At 36.2% G+C, this 26,990-nt stretch carries 25 protein-coding genes; 17 read left to right on the plus strand and 8 right to left on the minus strand.

Features of this window, described 5'->3' with window-relative positions; all coding sequences use genetic code 11:
* Nucleotide 1 precedes the first annotated feature (1 nt).
* Complete coding sequence (locus B0E34_RS16775; protein WP_087711329.1) at nt 2–847, plus strand: ABC transporter permease; 846 nt, start codon at nt 2–4, stop codon at nt 845–847.
* Nucleotides 848–967: 120 nt separating this feature from the next.
* Entirely contained in the window at nt 968–1,627 is a 660-nt protein-coding gene (locus tag B0E34_RS16780; RefSeq protein ID WP_087711331.1) for a hypothetical protein, read from the plus strand.
* Between the two features lie 120 nt (nt 1,628–1,747).
* Here the strand turns inward: B0E34_RS16780 and msrB are convergent, their stop codons facing one another.
* From msrB to B0E34_RS16800, 4 genes are all read right to left on the minus strand, one after another.
* Nucleotides 1,748–2,863, minus strand: coding sequence for a peptide-methionine (R)-S-oxide reductase MsrB (gene msrB / locus B0E34_RS16785; protein WP_087711546.1), 1,116 nt, complete (start codon nt 2,861–2,863; stop codon nt 1,748–1,750).
* 14 nt (nt 2,864–2,877) lie between these two features.
* Nucleotides 2,878–3,327: a DUF417 family protein gene (locus B0E34_RS16790; RefSeq protein WP_087711332.1), complete on the minus strand. Its 450-nt coding sequence runs from the start codon at nt 3,325–3,327 to the stop codon at nt 2,878–2,880.
* A 79-nt stretch (nt 3,328–3,406) separates the two neighbouring features.
* On the minus strand, nt 3,407–3,679 hold the full coding sequence (locus B0E34_RS16795; protein ID WP_087711334.1) for a hypothetical protein: 273 nt from the start codon (nt 3,677–3,679) through the stop codon (nt 3,407–3,409).
* 11 nt (nt 3,680–3,690) lie between these two features.
* Complete coding sequence (locus B0E34_RS16800) at nt 3,691–4,242, minus strand: RNA polymerase sigma factor (RefSeq protein WP_087711336.1); 552 nt, start codon at nt 4,240–4,242, stop codon at nt 3,691–3,693.
* A 506-nt stretch (nt 4,243–4,748) separates the two neighbouring features.
* Between B0E34_RS16800 and alaS the strand changes: the two genes are divergently transcribed.
* The 5 genes from alaS (at nt 4,749) to B0E34_RS16825 (ending at nt 14,295) form a co-directional block, all read left to right on the plus strand.
* Nucleotides 4,749–7,352, plus strand: coding sequence for an alanine--tRNA ligase (gene alaS / locus B0E34_RS16805; protein ID WP_087711338.1), 2,604 nt, complete (start codon nt 4,749–4,751; stop codon nt 7,350–7,352).
* A gap of 151 nt (nt 7,353–7,503) precedes the next feature.
* Nucleotides 7,504–9,960, plus strand: a complete 2,457-nt coding sequence (locus B0E34_RS16810; RefSeq protein ID WP_087711340.1) for a DUF5686 family protein — start codon at nt 7,504–7,506, stop codon at nt 9,958–9,960.
* Between the two features lie 280 nt (nt 9,961–10,240).
* Nucleotides 10,241–12,439, plus strand: coding sequence for a hypothetical protein (locus B0E34_RS16815; RefSeq protein WP_087711342.1), 2,199 nt, complete (start codon nt 10,241–10,243; stop codon nt 12,437–12,439).
* Nucleotides 12,440–12,468: 29 nt separating this feature from the next.
* Entirely contained in the window at nt 12,469–12,705 is a 237-nt protein-coding gene (locus B0E34_RS16820) for a hypothetical protein (RefSeq protein ID WP_087711343.1), read from the plus strand.
* A gap of 123 nt (nt 12,706–12,828) precedes the next feature.
* Nucleotides 12,829–14,295 carry a M20/M25/M40 family metallo-hydrolase gene (locus tag B0E34_RS16825; protein ID WP_087711345.1) on the plus strand — a complete coding sequence of 489 codons (1,467 nt, stop codon included), beginning with the start codon at nt 12,829–12,831 and terminating at the stop codon, nt 14,293–14,295.
* Between the two features lie 100 nt (nt 14,296–14,395).
* On the opposite strand, the gene folP is transcribed toward B0E34_RS16825, so the two are convergent.
* Nucleotides 14,396–15,163: a dihydropteroate synthase gene (folP, locus tag B0E34_RS16830; protein WP_087711347.1), complete on the minus strand. Its 768-nt coding sequence runs from the start codon at nt 15,161–15,163 to the stop codon at nt 14,396–14,398.
* A gap of 332 nt (nt 15,164–15,495) precedes the next feature.
* Between folP and B0E34_RS16835 the strand changes: the two genes are divergently transcribed.
* The 4 genes from B0E34_RS16835 (at nt 15,496) to tpiA (ending at nt 18,384) form a co-directional block, all read left to right on the plus strand.
* Entirely contained in the window at nt 15,496–16,050 is a 555-nt protein-coding gene (locus B0E34_RS16835) for a DUF1599 domain-containing protein (protein WP_087711349.1), read from the plus strand.
* A gap of 15 nt (nt 16,051–16,065) precedes the next feature.
* On the plus strand, nt 16,066–17,178 hold the full coding sequence (locus tag B0E34_RS16840) for a BT_3928 family protein (RefSeq protein ID WP_087711351.1): 1,113 nt from the start codon (nt 16,066–16,068) through the stop codon (nt 17,176–17,178).
* A gap of 27 nt (nt 17,179–17,205) precedes the next feature.
* On the plus strand, nt 17,206–17,559 hold the full coding sequence (locus tag B0E34_RS16845) for a tellurite resistance TerB family protein (protein ID WP_087711353.1): 354 nt from the start codon (nt 17,206–17,208) through the stop codon (nt 17,557–17,559).
* 66 nt (nt 17,560–17,625) lie between these two features.
* A complete protein-coding gene (gene tpiA, locus B0E34_RS16850) occupies nt 17,626–18,384 on the plus strand; it encodes a triose-phosphate isomerase (RefSeq protein WP_087711354.1) in 759 nt (252 codons plus the stop codon).
* Nucleotides 18,385–18,768: 384 nt separating this feature from the next.
* On the opposite strand, the gene B0E34_RS16855 is transcribed toward tpiA, so the two are convergent.
* The 3 genes from B0E34_RS16855 to dnaG all read right to left on the minus strand — a co-directional run bounded on the left by B0E34_RS16855 (nt 18,769) and on the right by dnaG (nt 22,448).
* On the minus strand, nt 18,769–19,317 hold the full coding sequence (locus B0E34_RS16855) for a type 1 glutamine amidotransferase domain-containing protein (protein WP_087711356.1): 549 nt from the start codon (nt 19,315–19,317) through the stop codon (nt 18,769–18,771).
* Nucleotides 19,318–19,671: 354 nt separating this feature from the next.
* Complete coding sequence (clpP, locus tag B0E34_RS16860; RefSeq protein WP_076392404.1) at nt 19,672–20,358, minus strand: ATP-dependent Clp endopeptidase proteolytic subunit ClpP; 687 nt, start codon at nt 20,356–20,358, stop codon at nt 19,672–19,674.
* Nucleotides 20,359–20,468: 110 nt separating this feature from the next.
* On the minus strand, nt 20,469–22,448 hold the full coding sequence (gene dnaG, locus B0E34_RS16865; RefSeq protein ID WP_087711358.1) for a DNA primase: 1,980 nt from the start codon (nt 22,446–22,448) through the stop codon (nt 20,469–20,471).
* 407 nt (nt 22,449–22,855) lie between these two features.
* On the opposite strand from dnaG, the gene B0E34_RS21395 reads away from it, so the two are divergent.
* The 6 genes from B0E34_RS21395 (at nt 22,856) to B0E34_RS16895 (ending at nt 26,931) form a co-directional block, all read left to right on the plus strand.
* Nucleotides 22,856–23,209, plus strand: coding sequence for a transglycosylase domain-containing protein (locus B0E34_RS21395; RefSeq protein ID WP_306460663.1), 354 nt, complete (start codon nt 22,856–22,858; stop codon nt 23,207–23,209).
* Nucleotides 23,210–23,245: 36 nt separating this feature from the next.
* Complete coding sequence (gene tsaE / locus B0E34_RS16875) at nt 23,246–23,653, plus strand: tRNA (adenosine(37)-N6)-threonylcarbamoyltransferase complex ATPase subunit type 1 TsaE (RefSeq protein ID WP_087711362.1); 408 nt, start codon at nt 23,246–23,248, stop codon at nt 23,651–23,653.
* A gap of 70 nt (nt 23,654–23,723) precedes the next feature.
* Nucleotides 23,724–24,917: an alanine dehydrogenase gene (locus B0E34_RS16880; protein ID WP_076392398.1), complete on the plus strand. Its 1,194-nt coding sequence runs from the start codon at nt 23,724–23,726 to the stop codon at nt 24,915–24,917.
* Nucleotides 24,917–25,288 (plus strand): hypothetical protein, encoded by a 372-nt coding sequence (locus tag B0E34_RS16885; RefSeq protein WP_087711363.1) that lies wholly within the window; start codon nt 24,917–24,919, stop codon nt 25,286–25,288. The genes B0E34_RS16880 and B0E34_RS16885 overlap by 1 nt, the downstream gene beginning before the upstream one ends.
* A 184-nt stretch (nt 25,289–25,472) precedes the next feature.
* Nucleotides 25,473–26,243 carry a histidine kinase gene (locus tag B0E34_RS16890; RefSeq protein ID WP_087711365.1) on the plus strand — a complete coding sequence of 257 codons (771 nt, stop codon included), beginning with the start codon at nt 25,473–25,475 and terminating at the stop codon, nt 26,241–26,243.
* Nucleotides 26,221–26,931, plus strand: a complete 711-nt coding sequence (locus B0E34_RS16895) for a LytR/AlgR family response regulator transcription factor (protein ID WP_087711367.1) — start codon at nt 26,221–26,223, stop codon at nt 26,929–26,931. Before B0E34_RS16890 ends, B0E34_RS16895 begins: the two co-directional genes overlap by 23 nt.
* Nucleotides 26,932–26,990: the final 59 nt, after the last annotated feature.

Genomic DNA, 26,990 nt, shown 5'->3' on the forward strand with positions numbered 1-26,990 from the left:
CATGCTGAAATTACTAAAACTAGAATATTACAAAAACCTGAACTACAGACCATTCAAGGTTTTTACGATCTTATATTTTGCGATTCTTATTACTTTGCTTTTCGTCGGACTGGTAGATTTTGATGCTTTCGGAGGGAAGATTAATTTGAAAGAGCAGGGAATTTACAATTTTCCGGGAATCTGGAATTTCACAACATGGATTGTGGCTTTGCTGAAGATTTTCTTAGGATTAATCATTGTTTTTTCGATTTCGCAGGAATTCAGCAACCGGATGTTTAAGCAGAATACGATTGATGGTTTAAGCAGAAAGGAATTCATCAGCTCTAAATTGTTAACGATAAGCATTTTCACGATTATTTCCACGGTTATTGTATTTGCGCTTACTTTGTTTTTGGGATATCAGTATTCCGATACGACAGATTCAGGAAAAGTTTTTGAAGAGGTTTTCTTTATTGGCAATTATTTTGTGAAGCTGTTTACCTTCTTCTGTTTTCTGATGTTTCTTTCGGTTTTGCTGAGAAAATCGGTCTTTGTTTTTCTTGCATTCTTTGTTTTGTGGATTGCAGAAAGCATTTTGTCGACCATAGAAGTTTTTTCAAAAGTAAGAGGAACACAGGAAGCGGAACGATTAAAGATTATGAAAGACGATTTCTTCATCAGTCATCTTTTTCCTCTGGAAAGTATGTCGAGCCTTATTCCCAATCCGATGATGCGTTTAAAAGCGGCGCAAATCTTTGGCGGAAAATATGAATTCCACTATCCTACCGAAAGCTTAGTTGCGTGTCTGGTTTGGTGTGCGATTTTTATTTTCGGGTCGTACTGGATTCTCAGAAAGAAGGACTGGTAATTTATTTGAAACATTCAACACAATATATTCAGATTATTTTTTTAAGTGGTTCGTTTTTACGGATCACTTTTTTTGTTTTTTGGCTTAAAATTTTCATTCAGATGAAATTAAATTATAACCATGAAAAAGATCTATTATTTTCCGGGACTGATCAGTGCTTTGCTGATTCCTGTTTTGTTTTGGTATTACATTCATCCATATATAGATAAAACAGTTTACAATGTAGTTGACATTGGACTCCCTGCGAAACTTAGAAAAGACAATTATAATCAGAATGCTACCTTTGAACCACTAAGAAACTGGAATTACAAGAAAATTGCCGTTCCACCAAATGAAGCCAAAAATAATTCGGATTTTTTTGTTTCCGAAATCAAAGCAATGCAGAAAAGAAATGAGAAAAATTCCGGAATTGAATTTATTCTTTCTGACAAAAATACTTATGCAGATCTCATTTCCATTTTAAATGATATGCACATTTCGAAAAATGATATGTATGCTATAGATACAGAGAAAACCGGAAATATTTTTGCAGTTCATTATTATGTTGAACCAACTAAAGAAAAAGAATCCGAATATCTTTTGTGCAATGACTTGATTTACGAAGTTGAAGAACCTACTTTTATGGATAAGTTTTTAGCCTTTAATCAACATTTCCAAACAGTTTTTGAAAATGTATCTGAACTTCCAAAAGGAGCTTACTATATTTTATTTGCTTTTCTATTGTTTCTGAATATTTCCATGTTAAGCATTAAAGAACGATTTCTGCTAAAACTCCGATAGATTCTTCAATGCGCTCCACTTCGTTCTGCTCCTTTCTGAATGACAGAGTATTAAATTTAAAGGGTAAACATAAAAAGGCTGCCTTTCGGCAGCCCCTTCAATCACCTCTTCACTTAACACTTACTTTTTATCTTTATCGAGTAAAGAAATATATTCTCCGTAACCTTTTTCCTGCATTTCCGCTTTCGGAATAAACTTCAGGGAAGCAGAATTGATGCAGTAACGAAGCCCGCCTTTGTCTGCGGGACCGTCATTGAAAACGTGTCCCAAATGCGCATCTCCGGTTTTACTTCTCACCTCCACTCTCGTCATTCCGTGAGAACGGTCTAACTTCTCTTCGATTAATTTTTTGGTAATCGGCTTAGAAAAACTTGGCCAACCACAACCGGATTCGAATTTATCTGTTGAGATAAACAAAGGTTCTCCTGTGGTAATATCTACGTAAATTCCCTCTCTCGTTTCATCCCAGTATTCGTTCTGGAAAGCTCTTTCCGTACCGTTTTCCTGAGTAACGTTATACTGTTCGGCAGTCAGTTTTTCCTTTAAAGCTTTTTTATCCTGCTTCTGATATTTGGTTTCGTTAGTTCCCTTTGTTTCTTTTTTTGGCGGATTGGCGTTTCTTGCCATTTCAAACAATCCCGGTTCGATATGGCAGTATCCTCCCGGATTTTTATCCAGATAATCCTGATGATAATCTTCCGCTTTATAGAAATTCTTCAAAGGAATGGTTTCCACTACGACTGGTTTGCTGTAATTTTTAGCCAGTTTTGCCACTTCAGCTTTTACGATCGCTTCTGTTTCTTTGTCTGTGGAATAAATTCCTGTTCTGTATTGGTTTCCTCTGTCATTTCCCTGTTTGTCAATGCTTGTAGGATCTATGGTTTTAAAATACAGATCAATTAATAGTTTTAAATCTACTACTTCAGGATCATATTTTACTTTTACGGTTTCCGCAAAACCTGTGGTGTGGCTTACCACTTCCTCATATGTAGGATTCTTTTTATTTCCGTTGGCATATCCTACCTCTGTTCCTACGACTCCGCGAACCTGCTGAAAAAAGTGCTCGGTTCCCCAGAAACATCCTCCCGCAAAATAAACTTCTTTTACATTTTTGTTGTCCATAATGGTCTCATTTTCTTTTTTATTTTCTGTGGATTTTTGCTTGGCATCTCCACAGCTTGTCGCAAAAACTGCTATTCCCAGTACCACACTGAGTAAAATTAGTATATTTTTCATTTTTATCTTGTTATTCATTTCTTTATATTTAAAATCATTAATCCAAAGCCTAAAAGCATCAGGTCTTTTATGATGAAAAAGTCTGTTACCGGAACTCCGTCCACTATTTTCCAAACTCCCGGAGTTGTAAATAAATAACTTAAAGTAGTAAGGAAGGTAACGATCATTCCGATGGCGGCGTACTTTCTGAGTGATGCAAATTTCACACTAAAAATTAAAAGTAATGCAATGATAATTTCTATCACTCCGATAGCATTAGACACTGCCTGAATGCTTACAATATCATATACGAAAAAAGTAAGGAAATGGTTTTCTACCAAAGGTTTTATCGCGTTCGCTTCTGTGGGTGTGAATTTGAAAATTCCGATCCAGAGCAGAATAATGGCAGCTCCGAAAAGTGAGATGTAATACCCTGCTTTTCCGGCAAGGTTTCTGTTATCGATTTTAAGTGCAGTTCCGTTCATTTTTTAAGATTTTGAATTAATACTTTATTATTTTCAAAAGTATAGTCGGAACGTTTTCAAAATCCTGACAAAAATTTTATTAAAGATCTAATTTTTTAATCATATTTTCTTTAAAATCCTGAATTTCAGAATCATGAATTTTACTTTTTTCTTCATTAAAAAGTTTTCTTTTTAAAATTTCATCTAAAATTTCCAGCTTTTCTTTATAAGCTCTGCACCATTTGCAGATTTTCAGATGCATGGAAAGTTTTCGATTCTCTTTTGAAGAAATGTTGCCTGCGTTTCTTTTTTCCATGAGCATGGTTGCTTCACTGCATGGTAAAAATAGGATATGGATTAGTTTTTTTAACATTTTAAAAGCATTTATAATTGAGCAAACCAGTTAAATTCCAGACATTCTCTGAGCTGCATTCTGCCTCTCTGCAGAATCTTCCAAAGATTAGTCGTAGAAATATTCAGTTCCTGACTTACTTCGGGTGCTTTTTTTTCTTGAAGATAATACATTTTCATCGGAAGTTTCCACCGAACGGGCAATTCTTCCAGGCAATCCTCCAATGTATTAAATTCTGTATCATCTAAAAGTTCTGTTCCTTTATTTTCAGCATTCCAGTCATTCAGCACATCGTCATTTTTCCACGATCCTGTTTCATCAAAAAAATGATCCAGTCTTATCTGTGGTTCCGATTTGTATTTTTTGCGGTAAAAATCGGCAACCTTTCTGTTTAGAATCGTTATTAACCACGTTAAAGGCTGACTTTTCCCTTCAAAAGATTCGTATGACGAAAAAGCAGAGATAAAAACCTCCTGAACAATGTCTTCCGCCTCCACTCTATCCGACAGCAGATAAACTGCTCTTCTCAGCAACTGCCCGGAATACTGATCGATCCAGCTTTTAATGGTTTCATTTTTTGTCATATCAAATATTATCTTATTCCCTTAGATTTTAAATCTTTAGGTTTTTCTAATATTAAAACGAATATAGAAAGTTAAATGGTAAACTGCAAAGTTTTCATCAAACTTATCTGAACGTTGTATTTGTCATGCTGAAAGCATCTAAGCAATAATACCAAACACAAATGCCACAAATCCTGACACCAATAACCCGATTCTGATAAAATTATATCTCGTGTTGTGCAATTTACATGCTTTCATCATGACAAATGATGGTTTATATGATAAATAGTGAAAATTATAATCGCGATTTAGCCCCGAATGCAATGAAAATCCCGCAGTGAAGCGGCGGAGCAAAGCGGAGCCGCGCAATGAGGAATTGCAATGGAAAGCGGGAAAAAGCTCCTGAAAATGTTTCAGATTATTATACAAATCTTAGCAAAAGTATCAAATATTTAAAACTAAATCACTCAAAAACATTAAATTTGCATCTTATCAAAATTGTAAAAAGCAAAGCAATATATAGTATTATGACATCACAAGAGATTCGTCAAAAATTTTTAGATTATTTTAAAAGTAAAGAACACCTTATCGTTCCTTCGGCTCCTATTGTGCTGAAAGACGATCCTACCCTTATGTTTTCCAACTCGGGAATGACGCAGTTTAAAGATTATTTTTTAGGTTATAAAGAGCCTAAAGCCCCAAGAATTGCCGATACCCAGAAATGTTTAAGAGTTTCCGGAAAGCACAATGATCTGGATGATGTAGGTAGAGATACCTATCACCACACCATGTTTGAAATGTTGGGGAACTGGTCTTTTGGTGATTATTTTAAAAAAGATGCTATTGCTTTTGCCTGGGAATTGCTGACAGAAGTGTACGGAATTCCTAAAGAAAATCTTTACGTAACCATTTTTGAAGGAGATGCTTCCGAAAATCTGGAAAGAGATCAGGATGCTTACGATTTCTGGAAATCCCATATTTCTGAAGATAGAATCATCAACGGAAACAAGAAGGATAATTTCTGGGAAATGGGCGCAAGCGGACCTTGCGGACCGTGTTCTGAAATCCACGTTGATTTAAGAAGCGAAGAAGAAAAAGCTAAAGTTTCGGGACTTGATCTTGTAAACAATGACCATCCTCAAGTGGTGGAAGTCTGGAATCTCGTTTTTATGGAATTCAACAGAAAAGCTGATGGTTCTTTGGAAAAACTTCCTGCACAACATGTTGATACCGGAATGGGCTTCGAACGTCTTTGTATGGCGCTTCAGGGAAAATCCTCCAATTATGACACCGATGTTTTTACCCCTTTAATTGCTAAAGTGGAAGAACTTTCAGGAAAAAAATATACCGGAATTTTAAAAGACGAAAAGGATATTGCGATCCGTGTTGTGGTAGACCATATCAGAGCTGTTTCTTTTGCCATTGCGGACGGACAATTGCCTTCAAGCGGAGGTGCAGGTTACGTTATCCGAAGAATTTTAAGAAGAGGAGTTTCCTATTCTTACAGATTCTTAGACATGAAAGAACCTTTCCTTTATAAATTGGTTGCCGTTCTTCAGGAACAAATGGGTAAATTCTTCCCTGAACTTGAAAAACAGGGAGCTTTGGTTACAGAAGTGATCAAAAGCGAGGAGGAATCTTTCTTAAGAACCATTGAAAACGGACTGATAAGAGTTGAAAAATTAATTCAGCAGACCATTGAAAGCAATTTGAAGATACTTCCAAGCAATGAAGTTTTCGAATTGTATGACACTTACGGTTTTCCGGATGATTTAACGAGAATTATTGCTGAAGAAAAAGGCTTAACGATTGATGAAGCAGGTTTTGAAGCGAGAAAAAAAGAGCAACAGGATCGTTCAAGAGGGGGTGCTGAACAGAAAGTCCACGACTGGGTAATTCTTGAGGAAAAAGCAGAAAATTTTGTAGGCTACGACCAATTAGAATCTGAAACTTACATTACAAGATACCGAAAAATAGAAAATAAAGACGGAGAATTTTATCAGGTGGTTCTAAGTGAAACGCCTTTCTATCCGGATGGTGGTGGACAGGTTGGAGATAAAGGTCTTCTTGAAAATGCCACGGAAAGTTTTGAGGTTCTGGAAACCAAAAAAGAAAACGGACTGATTATTTCGTTAATTAACGGTCTTCCTAAAGATGCAGGAGCAGTTTTCTATGCTAAAGTAAATACAGCAGAAAGAAAAAATTCTCAGGCAAACCACTCGGTAACGCACTTACTGCATGAAGCGTTAAGAGAAGTTCTGGGAACGCACGTGGAACAGAAAGGTTCTTACGTAGGTCCCGATTATCTGCGTTTCGACTTCTCCCACTTCAACAAAATGACGGAAGAAGAACTGGCTTTGGTAGAAAATAAAGTGAATGCAAAAATCAAAGAAAGTATTGCATTACAGGAATTCAGAAGCATCCCGATTCAGGAGGCTTTAGACAAAGGTGCAATGGCTTTGTTTGGAGAAAAATACGGAGACAATGTAAGAATGATCCAGTTTGGAAGCTCGAAAGAACTTTGTGGTGGAACTCATGTAAAAAACACCAGCGAAATCGGTCATTTTAAAATTCTTTCCGAAAGTTCCGCAGCAGCAGGAATCAGAAGAATTGAAGCGATCTCCGGAGACGAATCTGAAAAATATTTCAAAAATCTTGAAAAACAGGTAGCTGAACTTTCTCAGTTGTTAAAATCCAAAGACATCATCCGTTCGATTGAAAAACTGATGGAAGAAAATGCTTCTTTAAAGTCGGAAGTGGAAGCTTTCAAAAAAGAAAAAGCAAAAGGAGAAATCGGCGACTGGAAAAATGCTTACGAACAAAAAGGAGATAAGCAGCTTTTGGTAAAGAAAACATCTCTTGATGCAGGTTCTGTAAAAGACATCGTATTCCAGTTAAAGAGAGAAATCCCGACTTCAGTAACGATCATCCTTTCTGATGCAGACGGAAAACCAATGATTACCGTGGGTGTTTCAGATGATCTGGCTGCAAATTATCAGGCAGGAGCAATCGTAAAAGATTTAGCGAAAGAAATCCAAGGCGGCGGCGGAGGAAATCCGGGCTTTGCAACGGCAGGAGGAAAAAATCTTGAAGGTCTTGAAAATGCATATCAGAAGGCTTTGAATATTTAGATCAACTTAAAACGTCAATAAAGTTATTATAAGAAATCAGTTGTACCATCTTTGCGTACAGCTGATTTTATTTTTAACAAAAGATTATATTTTTTCGTATCGTTTTGTAACCTTCTTATTTTTAGTTTTGTCTTAACTATAAAAAAGACTAATGACAAAATATCTATCATCCCTGTTTTTGTTTGTTTCGGTAGTGTTTTTCGCACAAAATCAGCTGAAAGTGATCAGTAAAGCGGATAAAAAACCTGTACATAACGCAGCGGTCTACTGTGATGACGCACTTCTCGGGAAAACCGACTTCAACGGCAGTGTATCTTTTAAAACAAAATGTAAAAAGATCGAAATTCTTGCCAGCAATTTTCAGGATGTCGTAACGGATGTAAAACCGTCTATGGAAGTTTCTATGCAGCCTTTGTCTGAAAAGATGGGAAATATAGACAAAATTGTCATTCAGGATAAGAGTGATCCGCGAGCGTTGATAATTTTAGATGAGGTAAACAAAAGAGCCAAAGAGAATTCACCCAAATCGCTGGATTCCTACAATTTTAAATCGTATTCCAAGTTTTCTATTGATGTAGATAAAGATTCTGTGGATACGTACAAAAACTTTTTGGCAGTAAGAAAAGACTCACTTTCCAAGGTTGATAAAAAAGACCTTAAGCAAACGGATAAAGAGAAAAAAGATTCTTTGATCGGAGAAGATCTTATTCAGGCGACCACCGAAAGCCAGTTGTTTCTTTGGGAGAAAGCCGCAGAATACAAATATTCTAAAAGTTTCGGTGAGAAAACCAATATCATTGATAACAGAATGTCGGGGTTCAAAAATCCGATTTATGAGGCTTTAGCCATTAATATTTCTAATCTTGACAGAACACCGAGACAGCTTAGACCCGAAAACAGAAAGTTATTCAATTTTTATCTTTCCGATACTTTACAGCTCGACGGAAGAAAAACTTTTGTGATTAAATTCAAGGAAATCACCGATAAAAAGAAGCAGAATCCGAGAAAATTCAACGGGAAAATCTATATCGACTCAGAAACCTATGCTTTGAAAAAATTTGAAAGCCAAAGCAAGAAACAGAATGAAGGAGATATTGTTTCGGTTTGGAAACCTATCGACGGAAAGTGGTTCTTAGACTATGAAAACATTAAAGTAAAAATGGGAAGCCAGAGTTTTGAGACTTCTAAAAAAGACAGTCTGAAACCCGGAGAAAAAACAAAATACAACAAAAAGAATTTCGGAAATTATCTGTATGTGAAAAACCGTTTCTTCGATTTTGAGATCAATAAAGAACAAAAAGCATCCGAATTCAAAGGCTACTCTCTTGAAATGAAAAACTCGGACGGAAGTCTCCTTTCCCAATACAGAACCGACAGTCTTACCGCGAGAGAAAGTGCAACCTACACCAAGATCGACAGTTTTGTGGAAAAGCATGATTTTGAGAAAAAGCTGAATACTTTAACGCAGCTTTTAAGAGGAAATCTGCGATACAAATTCATCGATTTTGATCTTACAAAGTTCTTCAGCTATGATAAATACCAAGGTCTTCGTCTGGGAGCAGGAATCAAGCTGAATGAAAAATTCAACAAAACATTTTCTCCGGACGGTTATTTCGGGTACGGATTTAAAGATCATACATGGAAATACGGTTTGGGTCTTGATGTGAAATTATCAGATAAAAGAACTTCCATTTTCAGGATCGATTATGTGGATGATGTGTTCGCAGCCGGAAGATTCAGCAACAATATGTGGGACATGATGATGAAATTTTCAGACATCAATCTGGATCTTCACAACTCAACTTTTTACAAAAACCAGAAATGGGGAGCTTCTTTCCTTTATGATATTTCGAATTCTTTAAGTGTGAAAGTTGCCGTGAATAAAGAAAAGCAACAGGCTCTTTTTGATTATCAGTACAAAAATCTGAGCAGCAGTTTCGACAATACAAGTGCAACGTTATCCTTAAAATTCTCACCGAATGACAAAAATATCATGACGCCGAGCGGAAAATTCACTTATGAAAAAGGATATCCGCAAATCTTCATGAATTACGAAAAAGGATTTGAAACGTTAGGCGGAGATCTGGATTATCACAGAGTGGATGCGTTAATTATTCATCAGTTCAGATCAAAATTAGGATATACGAACATCAAACTTTTCGGAGGAATTTCTTCAGGAAATGCACCGATCTGGAAAAACTTTGAAATCGCCGGACAAACCGATGCAAACAAAGACAAATGGACTTCGAGCATTACGACACCTTCCAATTTAGGTTTTGCAACCATGCCTTCCGGAACGTTCTTTACCGATAAATTTGTTGCCTTCAAAGTATCCCAGTCTCTTCCTTTCAGGTTTAAAACTTTCGGATCAAGATATTCCAGTATCGAACTTGAATATCAGGCGGCGATCGGAAACATGAAAAACAGACAGGATCATCAGTTTCAGTTTCAGGTGCTGGATCATTATTATCAGGAAGCCGGAGTTATCTGGAACCGTTTTCTGGGAAGAAACTTTGGGGTAGGATTTTCTTACCGTTTAGGATATTATCAAACCTCAGAATTTAAAGATAATTTTGCTGTTAAGTTCAGATTTAACCTGTTAAACTAAGCCGTATTTCAAAATAATTATCTGCAAAATAGAAACAGAAGCTTTCGGGTTTCTGTTTTTTTATTATCTTTCTGAAAAAATAACCATGAAACATAGGCTTACTGAGTGTTTCTCTGCAATATTAATTTCTTCTAATACAAAAAGAATCCCGTCCTTTGATTGAAGATAGGGAGTTTGAGCCTTATTTTTTAAAAGATATTTCCAATGAATGATCCCATTAATATCAATTAACAAAACTTTTGCGGGACAATAAATATTAGTAATTTTGGCAAGGTTTTCTATGAAAAGGATTTTACTGTTTCTATGTTTTTCAATCTGTATTTTTGGTTTTTCACAATCGAAAGTTACTTCTATTGAAACCGTTATCATCGAAGACAAAAGTGATCCGAGAGCACTGGAAATCCTTAATAAAGTGAATCAGTATTTCCATGAGAACTCTCCCAAAACGCTGGATTCCTATTATTATAAATCTTACGAAAAAATTTCTCTCGATATCGACGAAGACAGTATTTCTCAGTACAACAAATTCTTCGAAGAAACCGGAATGTTCAAAAAAAAGCGGGAAAAAGATTCTTTAAACAACATTACCGCGCGAAAAATATTCTCGAAAAGCAAACTGTTTCTCTGGGAAAGAGCGCAGGAATTTCTGTATTCTAAAAAATACGGTGAGAAGATCAATATTCTGGATAACAGAATTTCCGGTCTCAAACAGCCTATTTATGAAATGATCGCGCTTCAGCAGAGCAACAGAGACAAAATCCCGGATCAGATTAAAAAAGAAAACCGAGGACTGTACCGTTTCTTTCTTACCGATACCATTGAAATGGACGGAAGAAAAAATTTCGTCATCCGTTTCCGGGAAGTGAATTACAAAAAGCCCGATAAAAAACGAAAATACAACGGCGCTATTTATGTAGATACCGAAACCTACGGCGTAAAAAAAATTGAAAATTTCAGTAAGAATAAAAACGACGGAATTATTACCAGTTCGTGGATTTTCTTCAACAACAAATGGTTTCTGGCATATGAAACCGTAAAGCTGAAAATGAGCGATATGCAGATGGAAAATGAAAATGCTGAAGAAAAAACCGATAAGAAAAGCAAAAAAACTTTCGGAACCTACGCTTTTCTCACATCGCGGTATTTCGATTATCATTCCCCTGCGGAAAATAATCAAAATGACTTTAAAGGTTACACTTTTTCAGTAAAAAATATCGACGGAAAAACCTTAGATCAATACCGAACCGATCCTCTTACCGAAAGAGAAAAAAACACCTATAAAACGATCGACAGTCTCGGAAAAATCTACAATATCGACCGTAAAGCAAGAGTTTTGAGCGGTCTGCTTCTTAACGGACAGATTAAAGTAGGTGTTGTGGATTTTGCAGTGGACGAAATCGTCAATTACAACCTTTATGAAGGCTTCAGAGTTGGATTAAAAGCAAAACTTAATGAAAATTTCAATCCGTATTTTTCCCCGGATTACCTTTTTGCTTACGGTTTTAAGGATGATAAATGGAAATACAGGATTGGTCTTGATATCAAAACAACGTTGGAAAAAGATTCGTATTTCCGGCTGGATTATTATGATGATGTAACAGCTTCCGGCGAATTCTACAGAAGGCTCTGGAGCTTTAAAATGAGAACGGCAAACTATGGAAATAACCTGAACAACGACCGTTATTACCGTTACAAAGGAGCTTCTGTGTCTTACCTGAACGATGTTACCAATGGATTAACACTGGTTTTTGCTGCCCGAAGAAATCTGGAAGAAGCGATGTTTGATTATTCTTTCCGAGGAAGAGGTTCTTCTTTTGATAATTTTAATACCCTGTTTACGTTAAAATATTCCCCAAATTCCACGAATATTATGACGCCACAGGGAAAATCACTGATCGATCAGAAATATCCCGAATTGTACTTTAATTACGAACAGAGCTACAAAATTTTTGGCGGAGATTTCAATTATACCCGATTTGATGCGCTTTTAATTCATAACTTTAAAACCATGTTTGGAACCACCGGCTTCAGACTCTACGGCGGAATGGTTTTCGGAGATGCGCCGATCTGGAAAAATTTCACCATGAACGGGCTTGCTTCTTCAAGAAAAGATTTTAATTTTAACCTAACTTCTTTCCTCGGATTTGCAACTCTGGAAGGCGGAAAATATTACAATGACCGGTTTATTGCGTATTATTTCACCCATAAAATTCCTTGGTATTTTAAAAGTTTTGGGCAGAATATTTCAAGCTTCGACTTTGTGTTAAGAGGAACAACGGGAAATATGAAACATCCCGATTACCACCAGTTCAGATTCCGTCCTTTGGATCATCTTTATCAGGAAGTCGGTCTGGAATGGAATAATTTTCTTTCTACCTACTTTAATCTGGGATTATTTTACAGAGTCGGATATTATACCACTCCCAATTTTAAACAAAATTTTGCGATTCAGTTTAAATTAAAGATTCTGGATTTTTAAAAAATGAAACAGCTAAAAATAAAAGATAAATGCAGAAAATCGAAATAAAAGCAGAGCAGTTTTTTGAATTGCTAAAATTAAAAGACACTTCAATGTGGGAAATTTTTGCCCAAATGATCGATGGCAACGAAAAGGAAATCATCTTTCTGGATAACGAAGATAAAATCCTCTTCAATTATATTCTTCCTTCTACACCGGAAAAAATGGAAGAAGACCGTAAAGAATTTTCCAAACAGTTTGCAGATAAGCTTGCGAATCTGAATTAAACTTTTAGAAACGTATTTCTTCTGATTTTGTAGTTTAACATTCAACTTAAAATGATTTAGGCTTCATTTTGTTTATTGTGTGTTACAATTTAAAATACAATCAAATCATTTAAACAATTCAAGATGAAAAATTACCTATTATCTGCACTCAGTGTGTTTATTTTTGGCACTTTTACCGCTCAATCCTATCAAAAACCTCTGGTTTCTGCTATTAAAGAAGTCGATCTTCGCAAGGATATGTATGATCTTGCAGCCGATCAGTTTCTGGGTCGGGAAGCAGGAACTTTAGATGAGCTTAAAGTATCAATGTGGTTAGCTGACAGAGCTAAGGAAGCAGGAATGAAACCAGCCGGAGACAACGGAACTTTCTTTCAGTTTTTCGATATGTACAGACATCAGGTAATTCCGCAGAGCAGTCTGAAAATTGGTGACAATTCTTTAAAATTATGGAAAGATTTTCTTGTTGCGGAACCCGTAAATGCAGACATTGATTCTGAAATTGTTTATGCCGGAAATGCCGAACCCGAAGATTTATCAAAATTAAATATTAAAGGAAAAATTCTCGCTGTAAATGCATCTGACAGGAATATTGAAAAGGAAATGACGCTTTTCGTAAGAAGATATCCCGGTTTTGTAAGAACAAAATACTATAACAAAGCATCTGAACTGGGAGCAAAAGGAATCATCTTCATTACAGACGAAACATCGGATAAAAGCTGGGTTGAAGTTTTACCGCAAATGACGAGAGGTTCTTACGGAGTTGAAGGTTTAAGAGAAAGTGTAACGAATAATATTCCGGTTTTATGGATTAAAAGAGAAAATTCTGACTGGGTAAAAAACAATCCTAAAATTTCGCTGCACCTCATCACAGAAACGTATAAATATCCTTCCGTAAACATCATCGGAAAAATAGACGGTACAGATCCTAAACTTAAAAACGAATTTGTTTTAATCAGCGGACATCAGGATCACGACGGAATAAGACATCCTGTAAAAAACGATACGATTTACAACGGCGCAGATGATAATGCAAGTACCTGTGTTGCGATGTTGGCAATGGCAAGAGCCTATAAAAAACAGCCTTCAAAACGCAGTATTCTTTTTGTTTTTCATGGTGCAGAAGAACGAGGTTTATTGGGGTCGAGATGGCATGCAGCGCATCCTGTTGTGCCAAAAGAAAATATTGTTGCCGTTCTCAATGGTGATATGATCGGGAGAAATGATAATAATGAAGCTGCGCTTCTCGGCGGAAACGCGCCTCATAAAAATTCTGAAGAATTGGTAAAAATGGCTGAAGATGCCAATAATGAGAGTACGAAATTCAGGTATCTGAAAGATTGGGATTCTCCGAAGCATGCAGAATATTTTTATTTCAGAAGCGATCATTTACCCTATGCAAAGGCAGGAATTCCTGCAATATTTTTCACGAGTGTTCTGCACGATCAATATCACACTCCGCAAGATGAATCGGAAAACATTAATTACAAAAAGCTGTATAAAATGACGGAATGGATGTACCGAACTTCATGGAAAGCAGCCAATGAAACCGAACGTCCGAAAGTGATTTCTAATTTTACGCTGGAAAGATAAATTTAGTGACATAAAAAAGCTGTCTCAAAAGCCCAAAAAATTGACTTTTGAGACAGCTTTTTTGTTTTTTAATCATGAAAATCCGACGATTCGGATCATTTTAGCTCCTCAAAAATATATCCAGAGTTTTCTTGTCTTCCAAAACATCATGAACTCTCAAAATTTTTGCGCCCTGCTGCAAAACTTTCAGATGGAGTTTTTGAGTTTCTTCATTAATTTCCAATGGAGATTTTCCTAAAGGTTTATAAATGAAAGATTTTCTTGAAATACCTATCAGTAAAGGGAATTTTCCGAATCCTAAATACTGTACTTCGTCAATCATTTTCATTTGATCTTCCACTGTTTTACCAAATCCGAAACCGGGATCAAGGATCAGATCTTTCACTCCTAACTTGAGCAATTCTGCCGTTTTTTCTGAAAAATAACGATTTTCTGAAAGAATAATATCTTCAAATTGTATCTTATCGTGCATCGTCTCATAGGTAGGATTTACGTGCATCAAAATGTACGGCAGCTTTGTTTCTGCAACAGTTTCAAACATTTTATCATCATACTGACCGCCGGAAATATCATTGATCAGATCAATGCCCTCATTAAAACCAAATTTTACGGTTCCGGAATAAAATGTATCCAAAGAGATCAAAGCTTCCGGAAATTCTTTTTTAATTAGAGAAATGATATTTCCGATTCTTCGGATTTCCTCTTCAGAAGTCAGAAATTCTGCATTCGGTCTTGTGGATTGCGGTCCGATGTCGATGATTTCAGCACCATCTTTCAGCATTTTTTCAGTCTGTTCCAGCGCAGATTTTTCATTGTTAAATTTTCCGCCGTCTGAAAAAGAATCCGGAGTGAGATTGAGAATTCCCATGATTTTCGGGGCTGATAAATCTATTAATCTTCCATTGCAGTTGATGGAGTGAAAGTGTTCAAAGGTTTGAGTGTTGGAGAATGACAGAGCTGGGAAGCCGGATGGTTTATGAGTAAACATTTTGGAATTACGAATTGAGTTTATTCTACAAAAATAGCATAAAAAAGAAACGCATAAATCTGAAAATATCATTTAAATGCCCATTAACTGCGCCACACATAAACGCTCTCACTCAAACTCATAAACGCTCTCACCCAAAAACGCCCAAACTCTCCTATTCCGAACCCCTCCAACACACAAAAATTCGTATATTTGAAAGATTAAGAGAATTTATGTCAGAAACATCAGTACAGTTCGGGAAAGTTATCAGTCAGTGCCGCGAATTATTCAGCAAAAAATTACAGGATTACGGTGCAGCTTGGAGGGTCTTAAGACCAAGCTCAATCACGGATCAGATTTATATTAAAGTCAACAGAATCCGCACATTACAAATGACTGACAAAAAAATGGTGGACGAAAGTGAAGAGGATGAATTCATCGCCATTGTGAACTACTCCATCATCGGACTGATTCAGCTTGAAAAAGGTTTTTCCAACGATTTTAACGAAAACAAAGAAGAGATTTTAGAGCTTTACAATCATTATGCGACCGAAGCACAGCAATTAATGGAAAGAAAAAACCATGATTACGGAGAAGCTTGGAGAGATATGAGAATTTCTTCGATTACGGATCTTATTTACCAGAAAGTTTTGAGAACCAAGCAAATTGAAGATAACCAAGGCGTTACTCTGGTTTCCGAAGGTTTGGATGCCAATTATTTTGATATGCTGAATTATGCGGTGTTCTGCCTGATCAAATTTTCTGAAAAAGCAACCCATGTAGAATAAAAAAACAAATTAATTATGATAAAAGGTTTATTACGATTCCTACTTGCGATTATTTTCATCCTTTCAGGGTTTGTAAAAGCGGTTGATCTGGTTGGTTTTTCTTTCAAAATGGAAGAATACTTTGCCCCGAATGTTTTTAATATGCCGTTTTTTGAAAAGTTTGCGTTACCGCTTTCCATATTTGTAGTGGTTCTGGAACTTCTTCTGGGCTTTATGCTTTTAATTAAACTGAAACTTAAATTCACGCTTTCTGCATTAATTGCACTTTGTATTTTCTTTGGTTTCCTTACCTTTTATTCTGCCTATTACAATGTGGTAACAGATTGCGGATGTTTTGGAGATGCCATTAAATTTACGCCGTGGCAGAGTTTTATTAAAGACATTGTGCTTTTAATCGGGTTAATCGCTGTTTTCATTCTTTACAGAAAAGAATTTAAGAAAAAAGATGCATACAGCTTCAGCGCAAAGAAAGAAACAGGAAACAAATTCAAATATATTCTTCTGGGCGTTTTTTCTGTTGCGATGATTGTGGTGGGTGCTTATGGAATTATTCATGAGCCTGTTATCGATTTCCGCGATTATAAAATCGGAACCGATCTGAGAGCTGAAAAAGCTAAAATTGCTAAAAATCCGTCCCAGTATAAAACGTTTTATTCCCTGAAAAATGCTGAAACCGGAGAAGTTCTGAAAGTAAATCAGGATGATTATATCAAAAAAACAGAATATTGGGCAGAAGGATCGCCCTGGAAAATAGAGGAAGGAAAAAATGAATCTGTTCTGGTAAAAGAAGGCTACAAATCTGAAATTGCAAAATTCAAGCTTGAAGATACTACGGGAATGGATATGACTCAGGAAGTTATCAATGCTCCGAAAGCTATTTTAATTTTCACGTACTATCCGCAAAATGTTTCTCCGGAAGTTATTAAACAGCTTGAAGCTAAAGTAAAAACTGAGGGTACACCTGCTGTTTACGGGGTTTCAACGCTTCCGAATACCTTTAAAACCATTAAAAATTTGATGATGGATGCAACTGCAATTAAAACGATCGCAAGAAGCAATCCTTTTGTACTGGTTCTTGAAAACGGAAAAATTGTTGACAAACAGCCTGCAAAAGATTATCTGAAATAAAAAAACACTAAAATTTAAACTATATCAATGCAAAAGTCTAACAAACCCATTGCCGGTTATCATTTATTGATGATTCTTTCTTCTGTAGACGGAGAATTTGCTCCGGAAGAAGGAATGCTTGTTCAGCAGTATTTAGCCGATGAATTTCCTTTTAAAATGAATCTTGATAATGAGCTTGAAACCATTGCCCTGCTTCAGCCGGAAGAATGGAAAGATCATTTTGAATTTCACGCGCGTTGCTTTTACGACGATTCTACGGAAGAGGAAAGAACAAATTTCATTCAGTTTGCGAAAACGCTGATTAAGGCGGATAATAAAGTGACGGATGAAGAGCATACTTTTTATACGCTTTTGAAAAATCTTTGGAATATTAATCGATAATTGAGTCATTAAAAGTTAGAAATCCGTTTCTGACTTTTAGTTTTTAACTTTAAAATAAAAGAAACTATGAGAAGAAAAATAGTTGCAGGAAACTGGAAAATGAACAAAAATGTAATTGATGCCCAACAATTAATGGTTCAGTTACTAAGCTATAAAAACAATAATACTACGAACTGCGAAGTATGGATCGCTCCTCCGTCTCTGTATCTGATGATGGCAAAAGATGTTTTTGAAAAGGATGAAATCGGTGTTTTCGCACAGGATATCAGCGAACATGAAAGCGGAGCGTACACAGGAGAAATTTCTGTGGATATGCTTGAATCCATTGATGCAACAGGTTCTTTAATCGGACATTCTGAAAGAAGACAATATCACGGAGAAACAGATTCTCACTGCAACAGAAAGGTAAAATTAGCTTTGGATAAAGGTCTGATTCCTGTTTACTGTAACGGGGAAACTTTGGAGCAGAGAAAAGCAGGACAGCATTTTGAAGTGGTGAAAAATCAGACTGAAGTAGCCCTTTTCACACTTTCAGCGGAGGAAATTAAAAAAGTAGTGATCGCTTACGAACCAGTTTGGGCAATCGGAACCGGAGAAACGGCAACTCCTGAACAGGCACAGGAAATCCATGCACACATCAGAAGCATTATCGCTGCAAAATACGGACAGGAAGTTGCTGATGAAGTTTCTATTCTTTACGGAGGTTCTGTAAAACCGGATAATGCAAAGGAAATATTCTCTCAACCTGATATCGATGGTGGTCTGATTGGTGGAGCTGCTTTAAAACTGGAAGATTTTTCTAAAATTATTGAGGCTTTCAACTAATAGCGAGTAAAGCTGTGAAAAAATTTATACTGCTGTTTCTGGGAATATTGTTGTTTGATATTCTTTATGTATTTATCTACGACCAGTTTTTCATCGGTATAAAACCTGAATTTTTGCAGTATCCATTGTCGATAATTAAAGTTTTGGTGAATTCACCCGCAGTATTATTTGATAAGCTGTTGCCTTTTTATGCGTCAATACCAATACATAAGATGTTTCTGATATTTTTTGGAAATATTTTAGTACAGACATTTTTGATTTACAGGATGTTCTTTAAAAAGAGAAGATCTACAGAAAATGAAAAATAAAATCCGGCGGCATCTTCGATGCCGCCGGATTTTTTATAATCAGAGTTTGTAAAATTAAAGTTTATGCTTTTGTATTTTAGATGGTCTGCTCTTCATGCTTTCCTTCTTTGATCTCCTCGACCATCTTTGCATTAAAGACTGGAAGATCTTTCGGAGTTCGGCTTGTTACCAAACCATGATCTACTACAACTTCACTGTCTTCCCAGTTCGCTCCCGCATTTTTAAGATCTTTGCTGATTGAATCTACCGATGTCATTTTTCTTCCTTCCACCACTTCGGCGTTAATAAGAATCTGTGGTCCGTGACAAATAGCTGCAACAGGTTTGTGCTGTTGGAAAAAATCTCTTACAAAAGACAGAGCGGTTTCATTGGTTCTTAACTGATCCGGATTGATAACGCCTCCCGGTAAAAGCAATGCATCGTAGTCTGAAGCATTGGCTTCATCTAAAGTTTTATCAACGTTATATTCCTGTCCCCAGTCTTTTTCTGCCCATGCTTTGATGGTTCCGGATTCCGGACTGATGATATGAGCCGTCCAGCCTTGCTGTTCTAAATGTTCTTTTGGAGATTTCAATTCGCTTTCTTCAAATCCGTGTGTTGCTAAAATTGCAATTTTCTTTGTCATAATTTTTATGATTTAAGTGTTGTACCGGTTATCTTGAAAAAATGATACCGTTTTTACTCTCAAATTTTATAAAATTTGTTAAAGTATTTATTTTGGGACTGAAAATTACTTTTATCGATATTGATGTGAAAATTGAAAATACATCGACTTTCCTATCCCGGATTGCAGCAATTGTCTGAGCTCGTTTTAATATTTGAGGGTTGCGGCGGCTGAGCCGCCGCAACCCTCAAATATTAGAAACAGCGAGTGCGGAAAGCCGGAAAAAGCTCCTAAAAAATTCATAAAAGTTTCAGGTCTCCATAAAAAAAACGCACCAACATAAATTGATGCGTTTTCTTAATATTTTTACAAAAATTATTTTTTGTCTTTAGATCTCTGTAAAACTTCGTCTACCATTCCGTATCCTTTTGCTTCTTCGGAAGTCATCCAGTAATCTCTGTCGGAAGCTTTTTCTACCCAGTCATAAGTCTGTCCTGAGTGCTCGGAAATGATCTCGTAAAGCTCTTTTTTAAGCTTTAACATCTCTCTTAAATTGATCTCCATATCAGAAGCCACCCCTTGCGCACCTCCCGAAGGTTGGTGAATCATTACTCTTGAGTGCTTCAAAGCAGAACGTTTTCCGCTTTCTCCGGCAACCAAAAGAACAGCACCCATTGAAGCCGCAATACCGGTACAGATTGTTGCTACATCAGGCTTAATGATCTGCATCGTGTCGTAAATTCCTAAACCGGCGTAAACACTTCCACCCGGAGAATTGATATAAATCTGAATATCTTTTGAAGGATCTGCACTCTCTAAGAAAAGAAGCTGAGCGGTTACGATATTCGCCACCTGATCATCAATTCCTGTTCCTAAGAAAATAATTCTGTCCATCATCAAACGGGAGAAAACGTCCATTTGTGCAACGTTTAATCTTCTTTCCTCCATAATGTACGGCGTAAGACCTGTAGGACCATACATTCCCATATACTGATCGGTTGCCAAACCGTTATTTCCTAAATGTTTTACAGAGAAATCTCTGAATTCTTTTTTAATGTCCATATGCTTGTTTTGTGTATTACATTTTACGAGGTTGAATTTACAATTTTTATTCCTAAAATTTTATAAGACTTTTTGTCATAAAGTTTCAATAATTAACAGATTATTTCCTCTTATCTGTCAGTATAAATACCAGTAATTGCAGAATAATTTAAAATTTTAGCCAATTCTTTTGAAACCATCGTGAGCATCTGAATTTTCTTAAGCTGTTCAAAATATTTAGATTCATCGGATTCTGCATATTCTGCCAATTCTCCTTTTGCTCTTGATATCAGGAAATTAACAAATCTGAATTTGTGAATCAGAATATCTCCTGCCACCTGCTCCGGAATTTTATCCCCGTAATTGGGCGAAAAAATATTTCTTGTGGTCCAGTCGTTCAGCTCGCTATAAATGTTCATGGAATTAACGGCTGCCTTGCTCAATTCTTCATCCATTAATCCGAAAAAGAAATTTCCTTTTCGGAGTTCCTCTTTCTCAATTCCTTCTTTTATATAGTCTACGATTCGTTTGTTCAGTTCCACTTGAAATTCGTAGTCGTCTTCTTCAAAATGGTGAAGAATTTCTTCAATCACCGTAATATCATATTGCTGCTGATCCGGCGCGGTTCTGTGAAGAACAACATCTCCGTAATTGAGCATATGATTGATAAGGTCATTTTCAAGTTTCGTCACATTAAAAAGTACCGGATCAATATAATCTCTCGGATCATTTACTACTTCAAGCTTTGCAGGTTGTTGCGCTTCCGTTTTAATCTGCGCTTTATGCGTCTGATTTTGGGTGATCTGCTTCTGAACATCCAGCTCATTAAACAGACTCTGCTCAGAAAGTCCGAATTTTGTAGAAACCTGCTTCAGATACACTTCCCTTTTCAAAGCATTCTGAACAAAGGAAACCGACTTCACAATGTCTCTGATGGCTTCAGCTTTCTTAATCGGATCATCTCCAATTTCCTTGAAAAGAATTTCAGCTTTAAAATCAATAAAATCCATCGCTTCATTTTCGATGAATTTTTCCACATATTCCTGCGGATGTTTTCTGGCGAAAGAATCGGGATCGTGTCCGTCCGGAAACAGCATTACCCGAATATTCATTCCTTCCGTCAAAAGCATATCAATACTTCTGAAACTGGCTTTGATTCCTGCATTATCCCCGTCAAAAAGAATGGTTACATTCTCCGTTAATCTTTTGATAAGCTTAATCTGCTCCGTCGTTAAAGAAGTTCCGGAACTTGCTACCACATTTTCGATTCCCGACATGTGAAGCGAAATAACGTCCATATAACCTTCCACCAAAAGACAGACATTCTTACGCGAAATTGCCTGCTTGCTTTGGTTTAAACCATAAAGAACATTGGATTTATGATAAATTTCCGTTTCCGGTGAGTTGAGATATTTGGCTGTCTTTACGTTATTTTTAAGAATTCTGGCTCCAAAACCCAAAACCCTTCCCGAAAAACTATGGATCGGAAAGATTACTCTTTCACGAAAGCGGTCGATTCCGGCAGGAGAATTTTCAGGGAAAATTGAAAGACCCGATTTCTCCAGAATTTCTTTTGAATAGCCTTTTTCCAAAGCATACTCTGTAAAGGCGTTCTTTTTTTCAGGCGAATAGCCGAGCTGGAATTTTTTAATGATATCATCACGAAGTTCACGCTCTTTAAAATAAGAAAGACCGATTGATTTTCCCTCTTCCACTTCCCAAAGGAAATTCTGAAAAAAATCGTTCGCTACTTCATGGATTTTATACAGCAGATCTCTTTCCGACTGTGCATTTTTTGCTTCTTCGGAAAAATCCTTCTGATCTTCCTCAATTTCAATTCCGTATTTTTTTGCCGCGTGACGAAGTGCTTCAGGATATGTGAAATTTTCGATTTCCATTAAGAAAGAGATCGCTGTCCCTCCTTTTCCGGTGGAGAAATCTTTCCAGATCTGTTTGCTTGCCGAAACAACGAAACTCGGTGTTTTTTCGTCATGAAAAGGACTTAATCCTTTGAAATTAGACCCTGCTCTTTTGAGCTGCACATATTCTCCAACGATTTCTTCTACACGAATCGTGGAAAATATTTTATCTATGGTCTGTTTGGAAATCATGCTGCAAAAATATACAAAATTCTACTCTTGCTAAAATACAACACAAAGGAAGATTTTTAATAAACGAAGTAATTTATTGATTTAAAACAATTTAATTTATTTATTTTTGAATCAAACTATAACTATCTTCTTTATTTATGAAATATTTCAGACGATTTTTTATTATAACTGTTACTATTTTCATTGTATTCCTTTTGTATCTAGAGTTTGGAGGAATGTTCATCTTAAAGACCAACGACAAAAGAACAATCACATTCAACATCAGAAGCAGCGAAAAAATTCCTAATAACTTTTCAAATTTTTATAATACCGTTTATCCGAATTCGTTATCCGCAAATTCATGGAGTTACATGTTTGATATATTAACTAATCCAGAAGTTCCTCGAAAAGAATGCCCATGTAATCAAATGTCTTACAAGATTTTACCAACTTTAGAAATTAAGCATACAAAAAGAATAAATTATTTCATGAATCAGTTTATTGTAGCAAGATTTATTGAAAACAGATTCAGCCAGAAAGAATGTCTTCAATTTAATTTCGGCAGTTTTGATTTCTTAGAAAACAGAAAAGGATTATCTGAGGTTTCCCATTCTCTTTTTAAAAAGGATGCCGAAGATCTGAAACCCATGGAAATGGCTGAAATTTTAGCATTATACGAAGCTCCTCTAAAATACAACCGGTCTAGAAATCCTCAAAAAGCAAAGGAAAGGACAGAACATTTTTATCATGTTTATCTCAATAATTCTAAAATAAAGAGTTAAATTTTTTACCGTAATTAATTATCTTTGTTTAAAAATATGCAATTTACTATTCAACATATGGAAGACTGGCAGAATATTGCCGAAACCGTCATTTCAAAATTAGAGCATAACATTTTACTTTTAAAAGGAAATCTGGGCGCCGGAAAAACAACTTTTACCCAGTTTCTACTTAAAAATCTGGGAAGTACAGATGAAGTAAACTCTCCTACCTATTCCATCGTTAACGAATACAACACTCCGAAAGGAAAAGTTTATCATTTCGATTTATACCGCTTAAAAAACATTGAAGAAGTCTACGATATTGGCATTGAAGAATATCTTGATAACGCTTTTCTTTGCATTATTGAATGGCCGGAAGTGTACGAAGAAGATCTTTACGGTCTCAAATACCACGAAATGAGCATCATTAATACCGGAGAACACAGAGAAATTTCATTCGAGTAAATATTATGTATCTTTGCTCCTGAATTTGAATGTAAAATAACGATCTGTAAGAACCTAATTATTTAAAAGGATGAGTACTACAAACATTTTTACTCCTTTTACCGAAGAGGAACTGATGCCGAAAGAAGAAAAACTGGAGGTCATTAAAAAAGGAAAACAATTCAGCATAGGAATTCCTAAGGAAACTTCCCTGAATGAAAGAAGAGCTTGCATAACGCCCGATGCGGTGCAGGTTTTGGTAGAAAGTGGTCATGAAATAATCATAGAATCCGGAGCCGGACAAGGTTCGTTCTTTACAGATCTGCAATATTCTGAATCGGGAGCGAGAATTACAAACGATCCGAAAGAAGCTTTCGGGCAGGATTTAATTTTAAAAGTCAATCCGCCTACCGACGAAGAAATCGATTATATGCGACCGAATACCTATCTTGTATCGGCACTTCAGATCAATTTGAGAGATAAAGACTATTTCTTAAAACTGGCAGAGAAAAAAGTAAATGCCATTGCATTCGAATTCATTGTAGACGAATACAAACAGTTAGCTTTAGTAAGACTGGTCGGCGAAATTGCAGGAACGGTTTCCATTCTTTATGCTTCCGAGCTTTTAGCTTTATCCAACGGCTTAATGTTGGGCGGAATTACAGGAGTAAGACCCGCTGAAGTGGTTATTTTGGGAGCAGGAATCGTTGGAGAATTTGCAACAAAAGCAGCCATCGGTTTAGGCGCAAGTGTAAGAGTTTTCGATAATTCCCTTTCAAAATTAAGACGACTTCATACTTTGGTTGACAGTAGAGTTCCGACTTCCATTATCGATCCGAAAGAGCTGAAAAAAGCGTTAAGAAGAGCCGATGTTGTGATCGGAGCCCTTCCAAGACTGAATATGACACCCATCGTTACCGAAGATATGGTAATGAAAATGAAAAAAGGAAGCGTTATTATCGATATTACCATCGACAACGGAAAAGTAATCGAGACTTCCGAACTTACCACCATGGAAGATCCATACATTATTAAGCACGGCGTAATCCACTGCGGACTTCCAAACCTTACCTCAAGAATGCCGAGAACCACAACAAAAGCGATCTCCAATTTCTTCCTTTCCTATATTTTAAATTACGATGAAGAAGGCGGTTTCGAAAATATGCTGGTTCGCAAAAACGAAATGAAACAGAGTCTTTATATGTACAAAGGCAGACACACGAAGAAAATCATCTGCGACCGTTTCGGACTTACTTATCACGATATCAATCTTTTAATTTTCTAATGAAAAAACTGAAATTCTATGCAATCGGTCTTGTACCGGGATGTATTATTGTATTTTTTATCTTAAACAAAAAAGGCGCAAGCTGCAGCGGTTATCTTCCCAACAGCCGCGTGATTGCAGAAACCTTGTCTAAAGATTTTAAATATTCTGAAACAGCAAAAACAGAAATGGCAACATTAAAAGTTGATGAAAAATTTCTGAAAGACAGTATCATCACCAAAGGAAAGATTGATTTCGACAGAAGCCACGCGCAAAAAAAGCCTTGTCCTGATTATCTCCTCACCTATCCCGAAGAAAAACCCACTTACGAAATTACTTTCGAAAAATGCGAGGAAAATGTAACGGTAAATTCTTTGAAGAAATTGAAATAAATTATCAGTCCGCTTTGCGAAGCATTTATGCCTTTGCTCCCTTTGAAGTTAGAATTATCTTTATTAAAACTTTGCGTTTAAATAAAAAATAAAGATGCTTCGACAAGCTCAGCATGACATGTCGCAAATACCGAGTGTTTGGTTTAAAATAGAAAATAAAAAGAAGTAAATAAATTTTCAATCCATGGAAGGCAATTACTACATGATTCATGATTATTGGATATTCATCGGAGTATTTGCGGTTTTCTTTTTTTTAACGGTAAGCATTTATTTATTCAGCCAAAATCAGAAATTTAAAGTAAAAAATGCCAAGCTTTCGACTGCCAATAAAATGATTCAGAAAAGACTGAATGAAGTACAGCTTGAACACATCGGAACAAAGCTAAATCCGCATTTATTTAAAAATATCCTGAATTCGGTGCAGTCTCACGCCTATCAGACGTATATGTCGCTCGATAAACTTGCGAATGTTTTAGACTATATTTTATACGAAAGTAACAATAAATTCGTAAGCCCGAAAGAAGAATTAAATTTTGCTTTAAGCTTAATCGAGATCAACAAAATTAAAGTAAATCCTCTTTTTGATTTCAGAATTAAATCGAAAATCAATAAATCGGATGAAATTTACGAAGAGAAAGTTTTCGCCCCTCTTCTTTCGGTAGATTTGATTGAAAATGCCTTTAAACACACCGATTTCCTTGCTTCAGACTCTTTTATTTCCATTCAGCTTGAACTTGAAAAAAGAATTTTCACGATGAAAGTAAGCAATAAAGCTTCTCTGAAAAATGTTCTCGAAAAAGAAAAAAGCGGCTTCGGAAGCCAGTCTCTGGATCAAAGGCTGAAAATGATCTACAATAATTTTTACACGCTTCAGAAAAGTTCAAAAAACGGTATCTTCACGGCAGAATTAACAATCAATTTAGGAGATTTCTATGATAAAATGCGTTATTCTTGATGATGAATTACTGGCAATCAGCTATTTAAAACTTCTATGCGAACAGATTGAAAATGTAGAAGTTGTAAAAGCATTTAATGATCCTAAAATTTTTCTGAACGAAATTGAAAACATCGACTGCAACGTCTGCATTTTAGACATCGAAATGCCCGGAATAAACGGATTGCAGGTTGCAGAAGCCATTTCAGTCTCAAAAAAAATCATTTTTACCACCGCTTACAAAGAATATGCAGCCGAAGCTTTCGACCTGAATGTTGTGGATTATGTAAGAAAACCCATCAAAAAAGAAAGGTTAACCCAGGCGTTCGAAAAAACGCAAGAATTGCTCCGGAAAACCCATAAAAAAGATTTTATAGAGTGGAATACCAACATCGGCAAAACCGTAATATTTACAGACCAGATCGCCTACATCAAAACTTCGGAAATAGACAGTCGGGATAAGGAAATCCTTCTTAAAGACGGAACCAATATTGTTCTAAAAAACCTGAATTTCAAAAACCTTCTGGAAATGCTTCCTGCAAAAGATTTTGCGCAGGTCAACAAAAAAGAAATCATCGCTTTATCTGCTGTAAAAGTATTCTCCACCAACGAAATTATTACCACTGTTTCTCTGGGAAATAACCGCTTTTTAAAGCTTCAGATCGGAGAAACATACAGGAAATCTCTTTCCGATTTATTGGGACATTAGATTTCACTGCAAAATTCTTTCTTTTCATTACATTTGATTAAAAATCATCTTTTTTTTCC

Origin of the sequence: Chryseobacterium mucoviscidosis (assembly GCF_002177115.1) — a bacterium.
GTDB lineage: Bacteria > Bacteroidota > Bacteroidia > Flavobacteriales > Weeksellaceae > Chryseobacterium > Chryseobacterium mucoviscidosis.

Bases quoted from the DNA above. Each gene is read 5' to 3' on its own strand.
- B0E34_RS16780 (WP_087711331.1), top strand. From the start codon at position 968: ATGAAAAAGATCTATTATTTTCCGGGACTGATCAGTGCTTTGCTGATT.
- B0E34_RS16895 (WP_087711367.1), top strand. From the start codon at position 26,221: ATGATAAAATGCGTTATTCTTGATGATGAATTACTGGCAATCAGCTAT.
- tpiA (WP_087711354.1), top strand. From the start codon at position 17,626: ATGAGAAGAAAAATAGTTGCAGGAAACTGGAAAATGAACAAAAATGTA.
- B0E34_RS16810 (WP_087711340.1), top strand. From the start codon at position 7,504: ATGACAAAATATCTATCATCCCTGTTTTTGTTTGTTTCGGTAGTGTTT.
- B0E34_RS16840 (WP_087711351.1), top strand. From the start codon at position 16,066: ATGATAAAAGGTTTATTACGATTCCTACTTGCGATTATTTTCATCCTT.
- dnaG (WP_087711358.1), bottom strand. From the start codon at position 22,448: ATGATTTCCAAACAGACCATAGATAAAATATTTTCCACGATTCGTGTA.
- B0E34_RS16775 (WP_087711329.1), top strand. From the start codon at position 2: ATGCTGAAATTACTAAAACTAGAATATTACAAAAACCTGAACTACAGA.
- msrB (WP_087711546.1), bottom strand. From the start codon at position 2,863: ATGAAAAATATACTAATTTTACTCAGTGTGGTACTGGGAATAGCAGTT.
- B0E34_RS16820 (WP_087711343.1), top strand. From the start codon at position 12,469: ATGCAGAAAATCGAAATAAAAGCAGAGCAGTTTTTTGAATTGCTAAAA.
- alaS (WP_087711338.1), top strand. From the start codon at position 4,749: ATGACATCACAAGAGATTCGTCAAAAATTTTTAGATTATTTTAAAAGT.
- B0E34_RS21395 (WP_306460663.1), top strand. From the start codon at position 22,856: ATGTCTTACAAGATTTTACCAACTTTAGAAATTAAGCATACAAAAAGA.
- folP (WP_087711347.1), bottom strand. From the start codon at position 15,163: ATGGGAATTCTCAATCTCACTCCGGATTCTTTTTCAGACGGCGGAAAA.
- B0E34_RS16890 (WP_087711365.1), top strand. From the start codon at position 25,473: ATGGAAGGCAATTACTACATGATTCATGATTATTGGATATTCATCGGA.
- clpP (WP_076392404.1), bottom strand. From the start codon at position 20,358: ATGGACATTAAAAAAGAATTCAGAGATTTCTCTGTAAAACATTTAGGA.
- B0E34_RS16855 (WP_087711356.1), bottom strand. From the start codon at position 19,317: ATGACAAAGAAAATTGCAATTTTAGCAACACACGGATTTGAAGAAAGC.
- B0E34_RS16815 (WP_087711342.1), top strand. From the start codon at position 10,241: ATGAAAAGGATTTTACTGTTTCTATGTTTTTCAATCTGTATTTTTGGT.
- B0E34_RS16800 (WP_087711336.1), bottom strand. From the start codon at position 4,242: ATGACAAAAAATGAAACCATTAAAAGCTGGATCGATCAGTATTCCGGG.
- tsaE (WP_087711362.1), top strand. From the start codon at position 23,246: ATGCAATTTACTATTCAACATATGGAAGACTGGCAGAATATTGCCGAA.
- B0E34_RS16795 (WP_087711334.1), bottom strand. From the start codon at position 3,679: ATGTTAAAAAAACTAATCCATATCCTATTTTTACCATGCAGTGAAGCA.
- B0E34_RS16880 (WP_076392398.1), top strand. From the start codon at position 23,724: ATGAGTACTACAAACATTTTTACTCCTTTTACCGAAGAGGAACTGATG.
- B0E34_RS16835 (WP_087711349.1), top strand. From the start codon at position 15,496: ATGTCAGAAACATCAGTACAGTTCGGGAAAGTTATCAGTCAGTGCCGC.
- B0E34_RS16790 (WP_087711332.1), bottom strand. From the start codon at position 3,327: ATGAACGGAACTGCACTTAAAATCGATAACAGAAACCTTGCCGGAAAA.
- B0E34_RS16845 (WP_087711353.1), top strand. From the start codon at position 17,206: ATGCAAAAGTCTAACAAACCCATTGCCGGTTATCATTTATTGATGATT.
- B0E34_RS16825 (WP_087711345.1), top strand. From the start codon at position 12,829: ATGAAAAATTACCTATTATCTGCACTCAGTGTGTTTATTTTTGGCACT.
- B0E34_RS16885 (WP_087711363.1), top strand. From the start codon at position 24,917: ATGAAAAAACTGAAATTCTATGCAATCGGTCTTGTACCGGGATGTATT.